This is a genomic window from Bradyrhizobium ottawaense (assembly GCF_900099825.1).
GTDB lineage: Bacteria > Pseudomonadota > Alphaproteobacteria > Rhizobiales > Xanthobacteraceae > Bradyrhizobium > Bradyrhizobium ottawaense_A.
This window is the reverse complement of the sequence record NZ_LT629693.1, coordinates 2,196,336-2,208,279: the sequence shown is the minus strand read 5'-3', so window position 1 is coordinate 2,208,279 and position 11,944 is coordinate 2,196,336. Positions and strand designations below refer to the sequence as shown.

The following is an 11,944-nucleotide window of genomic DNA, read 5'->3' as shown; positions in this document are numbered from 1 at the left end:
AGCTCGATCGAAGCACTTCGCGTTCGCTTAGTACAACCGCACGCGTGGTCCGTGAGAGAAGCCGGGTCCCCAGACTCGTCTCCAGTTCCGCGATAATCCAGGAGACTGGATTGCGAAGCGCTGCGGCGGAGACCGGCACGCCGTCGACGGACCGAAACATACCGGCGCCGCGCTCTCTGTTGAAAGTAACCGCAGATGGCTCTCCCACGACGTTCGGAACTACCGCCTCGTGAAGCGTTCATATGTGTCCTCAAAAGACCGGCAGCGGATTGCGGAATATTCCTACCAAGTGTGCGGATGGTTCTGGCTCTTACGCAGGCCCCACCCCGACGTGTACGGGAAAAGCGGCAGAGACGTTAGTAACTCGCGAAAAGGAGATCTACATGGGAGCGCGCTGCTTTCTCGAACAGAAATGGCTCATTGACGCCGTGATCGCCGCGGTCGGCCTGGACTGGGACGGATGGCTACGACGGGTCGCTCCGGCCGGATTCGAAGGAATGGGAGATTGGGCCGCGATCTCCAAGCAAGTTCGACGCTACGACGAGACCACACTCAGTTTCGCGGAATTCGCGGAGCGCCGCGAAACTCGCGGGAAGAACGCCCTTGCCGCCGGGGATATAGAGTCAGGCCGAGTCGCATCGAAGCCATTGGCGGATCCTTCGGAAGATCGATTTGGCCGCGATCGTACTGCGGTCGTATCGTCGAACTGAGGGAATCCGGTCGGGGGGTAAGCCCGAGGAAGTGTTTTCGGGCCATTGTTAGCGAATGACATCCCTATTCCGATTTGCAACAGGGGCGCGATCAATCGGCAAAGCCGAACGAATGCGCGTGGCATTAGTGCTTGATCGGAGGGACTACAACGAAAATATCATACGCGAGCTGAACTCCGTTGAGGTCAGGACCTCAGCCTCGTTCGGTCGCCAACCCGGAGCCGTATTGTCTCAAAAAGTTGGATATCGGTCGTGGGGACGGGATCAAACTACCCTAAACTCTTTGCGAAGAACAGGACACACGATGACCGATATCAGGAACCGCCAATGGATTTTGAACGCTCGCCCTGCGGGTAAGTTGACGGGGGAAGAGTTTCGTTGGAACGAGACGGCCATTCCACAGCCGTCAGACGGTCAGGTGCTCTTGCGGACGCTGTGGTTGTCGATCGATCCCGCGCAGCGCATCTGGATGGCGCGCGACTCCTACAAGCCCGCGGTTCCGCTCGGTGACGTCATGCACTCCTTCTCTGTCGGACAAGTGGTCAAGTCGTGCCATCCCGACTTCAAGCCGGGCGACGTCGTACGAGGCGACTTCAGCTGGCAGGATTATGTTGTCACCGATGGCAAGGGCTTCGGCGGAATGCACAAGGTGCCTCCTGGTACGCCCCCGAACCTCTCGTTGAGTCTCTTCGGTCTCAACGGCCTGACGTCGTATTTCGGGATGATTGAGACCGGTCGGGTGAAGTCCGGTGAAACCGTCGTCGTATCGGGTGCCGCCGGCGCTACGGGTTCGGTCGCCGGTCAAATTGCTAGAATCAAAGGTTGCCGCGTCATCGGCACGGCGGGCGGCAGGGAAAAATGCGACTGGCTCGTCAATCAGGCGCGTTTCGATGCCGCCATCGATTACAAGAGCGAGGACATCGGCGCGCGGCTTTCACAGCTCTGCTCCAACGGTATCGACGTCTTCTTCGACAACGTCGGCGGCATTGTCCTCAACGAGGTGCTTGCGCGCATCAATCTCAACGCGCGCATCGTTCTGTGTGGCTCGATATCGAAATCCGACGCATCCGAACCGGGCCCGGCGAACTACTCCAACCTTGTGGCAAAGCGTGCGCGCATGGAGGGTTTCACCGGGCTTGACTATCCTTCGCGATTTCCCGAGGCCCTCGAGGCGCTGGGGGGCTGGCAGCGGGATGGCAGTCTCGTGCACAAGGAGGATGTCGCGGTTGGCCTCGAGAATGCACCGAAGGCTCTGCTCCGCCTGTTTGCTGGCGAAAATTTCGGAAAGCAGCTTGTGAAAGTCGCCGATGCGGCGAACTAGTCCGGAGCGACCGTGACGATCCACACGCTCGCTCCTAACGGCTCGGCCACTTAGTATGCCCCGGCGTCACCTATTCGTTTTTGGCGCGAGGGCTCGTTCGTTTCAGTCTTGCTCACCTGCATTTGATCGAGCGCCGCATCAAAGTAACGCATCGGGTGACAACAAACCACTCGTCGCGGCCGGGTCGCTTCGTCCACTATTTCAGGGATCAGTAAATGCTGCGGCTGGCGGCTTAAATGCGGCAGGTCCCAGGGCAATGTTGAAAGAAGGCGACGGCGGTTCGTCGCACGCAGTCGCCTTTTGCTCGCGCATCCAAATCTTCATGAAAAGGCTGCGTCTTAATCTGCCGCTCAATCCCTACTACCTTAGCCCCGTCTGTTTCGGCCGGGACAAAGGTTACGTCGATTATCTCACCTGCCAAGAGGCCGCGACATGACCCCTGTGCCGCTCCCAGTCGCGCCGAAACGCGCTGGCGTCGTCCTTGGACAACGCGCGAGCTTGGCTGTTTCGATAGGTGTGGCGGCTCATACCTTTTGGTCGAGCGCCGCTCCGACCCTCACATACCGCCTCTATGCTCAAGAATGGCATCTCACCCATACAGCAACGACGGGGATTTTCGCCGTATATCCAGTTGCAGTAGTCGCCATGTTGGTCGGCTTTGGCGGCATCTCAGACCAAATCGGCCGCCGCGCGGCGATGTTGCTGAGTCTCAGCGCTTCCTTGATCGGCACATTGCTGTTCGCCCTCGCAGCAGATGTCTGTTGGCTTTTTGTGGGCCGTGCCTTTATGGGAATCGGAGTCGGCCTAGCGTCAGGTCCTTCAACTGCGGCCATTTTGGAGTTTAGTGGTCATCAGGACGCCAAGCGGGCGGCAATTATCACGATGACGGCGCAAGCGGGAGGCTTTGCATCCGCTTTGCTCGTGGGGGGAGCGCTGACGGAGTACGGTCCCTGGCCGATGCGCCTTTGTTTTTGGGTATTTGCCGTCTTGTTGACGGCCCTTACGATCGCCGCGTGGTTCCTTCCGCGTCGTATGGTCGGTTGTGGGAAAGGCGCTTGGCGGCCGCGCATGGCATTCGTCCCAAAAGAATCTCGTCGAGCCTTTGCGACGGCCTCAGCCGCCATGATAACGGCTTACACGTTCAGTGTGCTGATGCTGTCGCTGGGCGGTCAGGTCGAACACGATCTCATCGGTTCGTCTAACGCTCTAGTGAACGGCGCCGCACTGACCCTGTTTCCGCTAGTCTTGGGGCCGGTCGGAATCGTCGCGAAGGCTCTTTCTTCGCGACTCGCACTGAGTATCGGATCGTTAGCCCCGATTTTGGGTATGGCCCTGCTGGACTTGGCAGTCCGCCGACACGATCTGCTCTTGTATCTCGTCGGGACGGGAGCCACCGGAGTAGCGTACAGCCTGCTCTTCGTCGGCAGTTTGGGACTCGTCAACGCAGCGGGCGGGTCGGAACATCGGGGGGCGGTATTTTCGGCTCTCTATCTTGTGGCATATCTTTCGATGGGAGCCCTTGCACTTGTGCTGGGTATCGTTGCTACGGCCTGGGGGCTTGGGCTTGCGGTCGATCTGGGCGCCGCGGTCATCGCCCTGATAAGCATCGCGACCCTCGGTTTCGCAATCGGTATGCGCGAGGAAGGCACCAGATTGGACGAACCAACTAACGATGGTGACCGGTGAGGGATCGGACCTATCGCGCCGGCCGAAATATTGCCCGAGATGGCGCGACGGCCAGGATGCCAGCCGGGGACAGAGCTTCGATTTTCTTAGCGTCGGAACGAATCGATAATCGCTTCCGCCATTGCTTGAAACTGCGAGCTCGGCCCTAGCGGTCCAACGCTCTGCCGATTGGTGAGGACTCCATCGAGGAGAATCATCAAGGTGTCAGCCAATAACTCGGCTTTCTTGACCCCGGCCCCGCGACAGAGCTTGGCAAGCCAGTCACGATATTCGGTCTTGAAGTCCGCAATGAATTTGCGTGCGGGATGTTCTTCCTCGGTCAGCTCGACCGCAGCGTTCGCGAACGCACAGCCACGGGAGTCATCTCCTAGGCGCTTTGCTACTCCTGCCACCCAATTTCTCAGTTGGGAAAGACCGTCGCCTGGGCTGCGTGCCTCGATCACGGCCCACCATTGTCGGGCTTCCTGCGCTCTGGAACGCAGGCACTCCGTGATCAAGTCGTCCTTCGAGGTGAAGTGGCGATACAGCGTCGTCTTGTTGGTGCCTGCCACTTCAGCGATCGTGTCTATCCCGACCCCACGGATCCCAAGCTCGTGGAACAGGCCACGCGCCGTGGTGACTATCCTCTCTCGAGGACGCGGGAAAGTCCGAGCGCGCTGCATAAACACTCCCTTTAGATCTCGAGTTGCATCTTGACTTGTGTGTTACCGGTCAGTAACCTTCTACGATTATCGCTCCGTCGGTCTTGGGTCAAGATGGTTTCAGGAACTATAGCAAAAACAATGACTTACAGATAAATTGGCCGAAGGTAATGCTGACGAGAGCGTTGGACTGGCGAGGGCGGCGACAGCTCAAGGATCGAATAATGCAGCCAATCGGTCTGGTTACCTTTCCTGGCTTTCACGTGATGAGTCTCGCTGCGGTCTCCGTGTTCGAGGTCGCGAACCTTGAGCTTGGTGAGCGGCGCTACGACTTTCAGTTTCTTTCGGAGAGCGGGGGATCAATACGGACCTCGGCCGGACTAACGGTCGAGACTAGGCCGTTCGATGATTCCCCCTTGGATACGATTATTGTCGGCGGCAGCGCCGAAGAGTCGTTAAGACCATCCGAGGGAATGCTCGCATTCCTGCGAAGGGCTTCCCAGATCTCCCGCAGGTTGGCGGCGACTTGCGTCGGTGCATTTACCCTGGCCGAAGCGGGTCTTCTGGACGGAAAGCGGGTGACCACGCACTGGGACTACGCGCGCGAACTTCAGCGGCGTTATCCGAAAGTAAGGGTGCAGGAGGATCGGATATTCGTCATCGACGGCTCGGTGTGGACATCGGCGGGCATGACCGCGACGTTGGATCTAGCACTTGCGATGGTCGAGGACGACATCGGTCCGGATCTCGCTCGGAAGGTTGCGAGGAAAATGGTTGTTCACCATCGGCGTGCTGGTGGGCAATCACAGCTCTCGGCCCTTCTCGAACTTGAGCCGAAGTCTGACCGAATCCAAACGGCTCTCGCATTTGCTAGGCAAAACCTTCACACCGAGCTTACCGTTGAAAAGCTTGCGGATGCAGCTCGTCTGAGTCCCCGCCAATTTACGCGCGCTTTTGCGGCCGAAACCGGCGATTCGCCGGCAAAAGCCATCGAGAAACTTCGTCTTGAGGCCGCGCGATTGATGCTGGAAAACAGCCGGCATCCAATTGAGAGCATTGCGCAGCACACGGGCTTTGCGGATCGCGAAAGAATGCGACGGGCGTTCGTACGTGCATTCGGGCTGCCGCCGCAAGCGATGCGACGACAGGCTCGGCAACCAGACAGCGATGTTCCGTCCGGTTCGCTGCCCGCGCTTCGTGATGCCGATATCGGCCGGGAGCCCATCACTCGGGGCAATACGCGGTCGTTCCGGGAAATTGAAGAACTTGGCCCGTCGACTCTGCGCTTCGGCCATGGTCGCTTCGTCCAACATCACATTCCCAATTCCGGCGAGGACGCTGTTTGCGATGCGAGCGGTGTCCGCTGCGATCCAGTTTTTCGCTAGGCCGAGCGTGGCTGGCAAAGCACCGGATCTTTTTAAGTTGCGAACGATCGCCATCGGTTACAGCGCTGAGCTTGGATTGCGTCAGCGCCACGAGAGGTTGCCGCTATCTCTAATCCGGTTGTCGGCTTTACGACCGTAGGCGTTTTTTTGACGTACCTAAGCAGATTTGAGTTGCGCGGAATCAATTGGAAGTTGCCGCAGGCGCTTGCCGGTAAGCGAAAAAATCGCATTGACGACCGCAGGAGCGATCGTCGCGGTGCCAGGCTCACCGATGCCGCCTGGCTCCTCGTTCGAAACGATCATATGCACTTCGATGGTCGGTGCCTCATTGATCCGCAAGACTTGATAGCTGTCGAAATTTCCCTGCTCGACGCGCCCATCCTTGAGGGTGATCTCGCCGTACAAGGCGGCGGTCAGCCCAAAGATAATGCCGCCCTCCATCTGCGCCTTGATTGTGTCGGGGTTGATCATCTGCCCGCAATCGACGGCGCAGACCACGCGTTTGACCCTGACCCGGCCATCCTTGGAGACAGAGACTTCGGCCACCTGCGCGACATAACTACCGAAGCCGAATACGACTGAGACTCCGCGGCCGATGCCTGCCGGCAGCGGTTTGTCCCAGCCAGCTTTTTCCGCGGCGAGGTCGAGTACCGCTTTCGCTCGTGGAGACTTAGTCAACAATGCGCGGCGATAGGACACGGGATCTTGCTTTGCCGCCGCTGCCAACTCGTCCACAAAGCCTTCGACCATGAAGGCATTGTGTGTGACGCCCACACCACGCCACCAGCCGGTGGTCAATCCCGCCGGAGGCTCTTGCCTGACGTAATCGACAAGCACGTTGTCGAAGCTGTAGGGACCGGTGGCGCCTTCGACCGCGTCCCGATCGAGGCCATCCTTAAAGGCCGGCGGCAGCCATCGTGCGAGAACCGACGAACCGGTGACACGATGGCTGAATGCGATAGGAGAGCCCTTGTCATCGAGGCCGGCGCTAAGCTTAGCGTAGTAATATGGTCGGTAGACATCGTGCCTTATGTCTTCCTCGCGCGTCCAGATCACTTTGACCGGATAATCGACCTGTTTGGCGATCTGGACCGCCTGAGTGATGCCATCCACGTCAAGGCGACGGCCGAAGCCGCCGCCGAGCAGATGGTTGTGCACTTTAACCTTGTCGAGCGGAAATCCCGTGACTGCTGCGGCAGTGGCTTGGGCGCGGGTAATCACCTGCGTACCCACCCACACGTCGCAACGATCTTTGCGGACATGCACAGTGCAGTTCATTGGCTCCATAGCGGCATGCGCCAGCAGCGGCATCTGGTAGACGGCGTCAATCCTACGCGGCGAAGCGGATATTGCCTTAATGGCATCGCCCTGATTGATGGCTACAGCCGCGAGCCGGCTTGAGGCGTCCTTGAGCTGCTGCACCATGTCGGCGGTGGAGAATGCGGCATTGGGTCCCTGATCCCACGTAATGACGAGCGCTTCAAGGCCCTTTCTCGCCGCGCCCATATGGTCGGCGATCACGGCGACGGCGGCGTCTAGCCGCACGACCTTGATCACTCCCTTAACGGTCGTGGCCATACTATCATCAACGCTTACGAGCTTGCCGCCGATGACCGGGCACGCAGCGACCGTCGCGATCTTCATGCCCGGGACCTTTGCGTCGATTCCGAATTCGGCGGTACCGTTCACCTTTGCTGTCGCATCGGTACGCTTCGCCGACGAGCCGATCAGGGTAAAATCCTTGGGATCTTGTAGAACGACATCATCGGGAACCGCCAGTTTCGCCGCCTGATCAACCAATCTGCCATAAGCCAGCCTGCGACCTGAGGGGGCGTGGATTACCTCGCCTTTTACAGCGTGACACGACGCGGTCTCCACCTTCCACGTCGCGGCGGCCGCAGAAATCAGCATACTCCGCGCCGCGGCGCCTGCAGTTCGCAGCGGCTTCCAAAAAGCGCGAACCGAAGTCGAGCCGCCGGTAACCTGAAATCCGAGGCGCGGATTTCGGTAGAGTTTATCGTCCGGCGGCGCATGCTCAAGCTTGATCTGCGCCAAATCAACTTCGAGCTCTTCAGCGAGGAGCATCGGCATCGACGTATATGTACCCTGTCCCATCTCGACCTGGTTCATGACCAGGGTGACTTGGCCGTCGCGCGCAATGCGGATGAAAGCATTCGGAGCGAAACTGTCCTCGTCGACCGCACCGGCGGTGCCGGTCAAGTACGGTAGGCTGACGCCGAGTAGAAGCCCGCCGCTCGCAGCAGTGACGACGGTCAACATGGTCCTACGCGAAATGCCCCGCGATGGGTTACCTTTAGTGTCGACTTCGTGGCCAACTAGCGGATCGAACATCTCAATCAACCCTTCTGCGCATTTGTTGCGAGTGCGACTGACGCATGTTTGATGGCTTCGCGGATTCGTGAATAAGTGCCGCACCGGCAGATGTTGCCAGACATGGCCTCGTCGATATCATTGTCATTCGGTTTCGGGTTGGTTGCTAGGAGCGCCGTTGCAGACATGATTTGGCCGGATTGGCAATAGCCACACTGCACGACCTCAACTTCGAGCCAAGCCTTTTGAATGTTAGCGCCAGCAGGAATCCCTCCGATCGCCTCGATGGTGACGATTTCGGCTTCGCCGATGCTGTCGATGGTCGTGCTGCAGGAACGAATCGGCTGGCCGTCCTGGTGCACTGTGCATGCGCCACACAGCGCCACGCCGCACCCAAACTTGGTGCCGGTCATGCCGAGTAAGTCGCGCAGCACCCAGAGCAGCGGAGTGTGGCCATCTGCATCTATGACATGGCTGCCTCCGTTGATTTTGAGCGTGTAGGCCATTTGCATCTCCATGAGCATCACGAGATATTTCGAACCGTGTCGCTGGCATTCACTGCTTGGCAATCGACTTCTTGGATATGCATCGACCCAGCGACGAGTTGAGCGACCAATCCAATAGAACAGTCGAAGGATTAGCCAACGCGGTGTACCCTCAATTCTTCAAAAAGCGAGCGAGTTGGTTGGCCGGGCCGAGACGAAACTGTTGTCGAGGCGGACGCGAACGTCGCGCCATCTTCTGGAGCGAGTGGAGGCCGAGCGACGTTCGCACCCTTCGCCACGTCTCAAACAGTGACGACGATCTTTCCGAATTGGCCGCTGCTCTCCAGATAACGGTGTGCTTCGACCATGTCGTCGAACTTGAACTTCCGATCGATGATGGGCTTGAGCGCACCGGTCTCCAGTCCCTTTAGAACATAGTCCACTGAGGCTTTGCGACTGGCTTCGGTGCCGCTTATACTCCGAATACTGTATCCCTTCAGGGTGGGCATTTTGGCGATCATCTCCAGTACGGGTATCGGTGTGGCGGCCTCCTCATCGAGTGCGCCATAGATGTACACAACGCCCTCGAAGGCCAGCGCCGAAATCAGTTTGGAAAAGTTCGGGCCGCCCACCGGGTCGAAGGCAACGCGCGCGCCTTTCCCATCTGTAATGCGCATCACTTCGGCGATCATATCCTGTTCCTCAGTCGCTATGACGTGCGCTGATCCAGCTTCGAGCAATCGCTTCTTCTTTTCGGAGGTTCGCGTCAGCGCAATGCTGGTCGCACCGGCATAATTCGCAATCTGAACTGCGGCCAACCCTACGCTGCTGGAAGCTGCGGGAATAATGACGAAGTCGCCCTTGGTCACCTTGGCATCCACGACTAGCGCACCGTATGCCGTTATGAACATCATCCAAATCGACGCGGCCTCCGCGAACGAAAGCGATTTCGGATGCTTTACGACTACGTGGTCCGGCACGATGACGACTTCGCCATAGATGGGATATTTTTTCATCGAGAAGAACGGGATCGTGCTGACGACGTCACCCACCGCGATGCCGGCGACGTCTTTGCCCACGGCGTCTACAAACCCAGCAGCTTCATATCCAAGACCTGCAGGGAATGTCACGGGCTCGACGTACTTATCTTTCCGCCACATCGACTCGGCGCGGTTCAGGCCGATCGCTTTGACTTTGATTCGAACCTCATGCGGGCCGGGATCCGATACTTGGGTTTCAACGTATTCCAGGACTTCCGGTCCACCGGCCTTAGTGAAGATAATGCTGCGTGACATGAGTACCTCTTCGGTTGGCGGGGGCAGCGACTAGTCTCGAGTCCTGACGGCCAACTTTCGGCGTGTTTTTCGGACGGATTCCAGGTTGAGCCACTTCGGATCACCGTACCGTCGTGTAAGATTGCGCCAAACGTCGTAAAAGCCACTCTTTCGGACATTAATGCACCAAAGAGACGGCGCTACGCCCCCAACCAAGTTTCACATTGGTACTCGGCCAATCGCCTCGCCCGGGCCCGGACGTAGCAAATTCGCTGTTAGAAACTCAACGCCTCTGGCGAGCGAAATATTGGAATTGTTTTCCAATCACCGGCTGAAAACCGCAAAATACGCAATTCCTGTCCAAATGAAGTCCGGTACCATCGAGAGAAGTTGAAATGGAGCTGTACATGATGCGCTGGTCCTTCACTGAACACCCCGCTTCGGTTGGAGAAAGCTATGTTGGGCATCTGCGATCGGCTTTCGGGTTCGGGGTTGCCATGATCCGAGGCGGTACTGCCTGCCTGGTGCACGGCGTGCTACCGTTCCTTCACACTACCACCGGATCACGCACCGTGATCCGGTTGCATGATCGGATGATCACCAACCGGCACAGCGTGAGTGTCACCGCCGCTGAACCGAACGGCTCTCCCGATCCAAAGACCTGAAAAAGCTATTCGGTCCGCGTAGAAGCCTTCAAGAGTGACCCACTCCACGGCTTCGTTGCCTTCATCGAACGATCTCCCTATGAGAGCGGGACGAGGCGGACGATCTCGTCGCCGTATTGGCGGTCGCCGCAGCTCGGTGTGCAAAATGCTTTCGAATCTAAATCGAATTGTTATGGTGGTTCTGGATGTTTGTGCTGCAACGCAAGACCTGCAGTGAGACCAAAGAGCAAAGTCAAGCCGAGCGGCTCCTTAAAAAGGACCTCCACGGTCGTCGAGCGGCCGCACGACGGCGGACACTCCCTCGATCTACCCGAGCCGATAATCGACGCTGCGTCACCAGATAAACGTTCTGCGGAGGATCGCGCCACGGAGCAATGCCATGGACCGGCTGATATTCGATTGTCTCTGTCGGTTTCCCCCGCGTTCGCGATGCGCTGGATTGCTAAGGGGAGACCGTAGTCGATTAGCATCGAGTGGGTTTCCGGTTGCGCAGCCGCCGGCGGTCGAAACGCTGTGGTGGTCGACTCAGGATATTGCTGAAAATATGCCAGCTGAGCCGCTCCTCGTTTCGTTCAAATCGGCCTGCGGCAGTGGCACACGACACGACAGCGGAGTTTTGTGCCATGGACCCATCCGGCTTTGAGAATCTGTCAGCGTCGTTGGTGCTTCCGTTTCCTTTCTGGATCTTTTGGAGGCTTCAGCTTCGATGAGCCAATTAAGGCTTTGCGTCCAACGACCAAGATCTCGTTCGCCAGTGCTCCATCGGCTATCCTCACCGACCGCGACAACAATAACGCCCCCATCATTTGACAATAAAGACTTATGGCCTGCTCGCGAAGGCGGCGACGCTCCTTCAGTTTTGCTGGCGGAGCGCCGACTGCGACGAGTTCCGTCAAAAAAGTGAAAGCAGCGTTCAGCCCGATGGTGAAGCGGGATTGAGCCTCCTCACCAAGACGAGCGACGTCGCAAACAAATCCTGCGACGGCGCACCCACACTCGATGTCGTCCCGATGCCCTTCCGATAAGTAGTAATCGACTTGGCGTTCGAAACAGGTTGTGTCTACTGGGGCAGGTCGACTGAGAATCTCTCGAAATTCAGCGGCGGTCTCTGCCATCGCGGTCTCGATCACCTTCGTGACGAGGGCGTTCTTGGATTTGAAATGGTTGTAGAAGCCGCCCTGCGTAAATCCGGCGTGCTTCATCAGCTCGGCTAGACCAACACCGTCGACGCCCCGTTCCCGAAAAAGTTTTGTCGCCGCGTCGACAATTGAGCGTCGATTTTCTTCTGCCTGTTGTTTCGATACGCCCATTCACTGCGCTCCGCAAAAACACTGGAAACAATTGTAAGCAGCCACCGAGAAAGACACAATGGTGATCGCCATTGACAAGTCGCGGGACAGGCATCACATTTACAATGGTGATTGACATTGTGTTTGACTTTTTGGG

General features: G+C 57.9%; 9 protein-coding genes and 1 pseudogene. 5 read left to right on the top strand and 5 right to left on the bottom strand.

Annotated elements, in window-relative coordinates; genetic code table 11:
* Positions 1–383 precede the first annotated feature (383 nt).
* The 3 genes from BLR13_RS10305 (at position 384) to BLR13_RS10290 (ending at position 3,717) form a co-directional block, all read left to right on the top strand.
* On the top strand, positions 384–710 hold the full coding sequence (locus BLR13_RS10305; RefSeq protein ID WP_074824805.1) for a hypothetical protein: 327 nt from the start codon (positions 384–386) through the stop codon (positions 708–710).
* A 304-nt stretch (positions 711–1,014) separates the two neighbouring features.
* Positions 1,015–2,031 carry an NADP-dependent oxidoreductase gene (locus tag BLR13_RS10300; protein WP_074824808.1) on the top strand — a complete coding sequence of 339 codons (1,017 nt, stop codon included), beginning with the start codon at positions 1,015–1,017 and terminating at the stop codon, positions 2,029–2,031.
* 498 nt (positions 2,032–2,529) lie between these two features.
* Positions 2,530–3,717, top strand: a complete 1,188-nt coding sequence (locus tag BLR13_RS10290) for an MFS transporter (protein ID WP_157793692.1) — start codon at positions 2,530–2,532, stop codon at positions 3,715–3,717.
* An 86-nt stretch (positions 3,718–3,803) separates the two neighbouring features.
* On the opposite strand, the gene BLR13_RS10285 is transcribed toward BLR13_RS10290, so the two are convergent.
* Positions 3,804–4,379, bottom strand: a complete 576-nt coding sequence (locus BLR13_RS10285) for a TetR/AcrR family transcriptional regulator (protein WP_074824816.1) — start codon at positions 4,377–4,379, stop codon at positions 3,804–3,806.
* A 203-nt stretch (positions 4,380–4,582) separates the two neighbouring features.
* Here BLR13_RS10285 and BLR13_RS10280 point away from each other — a divergent pair.
* Positions 4,583–5,515: pseudogene (locus BLR13_RS10280) on the top strand (GlxA family transcriptional regulator); the annotation flags it as partial.
* 384 nt (positions 5,516–5,899) lie between these two features.
* Here BLR13_RS10280 and BLR13_RS10275 read toward each other — a convergent pair.
* The 3 genes from BLR13_RS10275 to BLR13_RS10265 all read right to left on the bottom strand — a co-directional run bounded on the left by BLR13_RS10275 (position 5,900) and on the right by BLR13_RS10265 (position 9,854).
* Positions 5,900–8,023, bottom strand: a complete 2,124-nt coding sequence (locus BLR13_RS10275) for a xanthine dehydrogenase family protein molybdopterin-binding subunit (RefSeq protein ID WP_197679535.1) — start codon at positions 8,021–8,023, stop codon at positions 5,900–5,902.
* Between the two features lie 77 nt (positions 8,024–8,100).
* The gene (locus BLR13_RS10270) at positions 8,101–8,580 is read right to left on the bottom strand and encodes a (2Fe-2S)-binding protein (protein WP_074831685.1); all 480 of its coding nucleotides are present in this window, start codon (positions 8,578–8,580) and stop codon (positions 8,101–8,103) included.
* Positions 8,581–8,861: 281 nt separating this feature from the next.
* Positions 8,862–9,854: a zinc-dependent alcohol dehydrogenase family protein gene (locus BLR13_RS10265; protein WP_074824822.1), complete on the bottom strand. Its 993-nt coding sequence runs from the start codon at positions 9,852–9,854 to the stop codon at positions 8,862–8,864.
* Positions 9,855–10,228: 374 nt separating this feature from the next.
* Between BLR13_RS10265 and BLR13_RS10260 the strand changes: the two genes are divergently transcribed.
* A complete protein-coding gene (locus BLR13_RS10260) occupies positions 10,229–10,498 on the top strand; it encodes a DUF6356 family protein (RefSeq protein WP_244525136.1) in 270 nt (89 codons plus the stop codon).
* A gap of 650 nt (positions 10,499–11,148) precedes the next feature.
* On the opposite strand, the gene BLR13_RS10255 is transcribed toward BLR13_RS10260, so the two are convergent.
* Positions 11,149–11,808, bottom strand: a complete 660-nt coding sequence (locus BLR13_RS10255) for a TetR/AcrR family transcriptional regulator (protein WP_074824825.1) — start codon at positions 11,806–11,808, stop codon at positions 11,149–11,151.
* Positions 11,809–11,944: the final 136 nt, after the last annotated feature.

Coding starts and splice junctions, on each gene's coding strand:
- BLR13_RS10305 (WP_074824805.1), top strand. CDS start 384: ATGGGAGCGCGCTGCTTTCTCGAACAGAAATGGCTCATTGACGCCGTG.
- BLR13_RS10270 (WP_074831685.1), bottom strand. CDS start 8,580: ATGGCCTACACGCTCAAAATCAACGGAGGCAGCCATGTCATAGATGCA.
- BLR13_RS10275 (WP_197679535.1), bottom strand. CDS start 8,023: ATGTTGACCGTCGTCACTGCTGCGAGCGGCGGGCTTCTACTCGGCGTC.
- BLR13_RS10260 (WP_244525136.1), top strand. CDS start 10,229: ATGGAGCTGTACATGATGCGCTGGTCCTTCACTGAACACCCCGCTTCG.
- BLR13_RS10300 (WP_074824808.1), top strand. CDS start 1,015: ATGACCGATATCAGGAACCGCCAATGGATTTTGAACGCTCGCCCTGCG.
- BLR13_RS10285 (WP_074824816.1), bottom strand. CDS start 4,379: ATGCAGCGCGCTCGGACTTTCCCGCGTCCTCGAGAGAGGATAGTCACC.
- BLR13_RS10255 (WP_074824825.1), bottom strand. CDS start 11,808: ATGGGCGTATCGAAACAACAGGCAGAAGAAAATCGACGCTCAATTGTC.
- BLR13_RS10265 (WP_074824822.1), bottom strand. CDS start 9,854: ATGTCACGCAGCATTATCTTCACTAAGGCCGGTGGACCGGAAGTCCTG.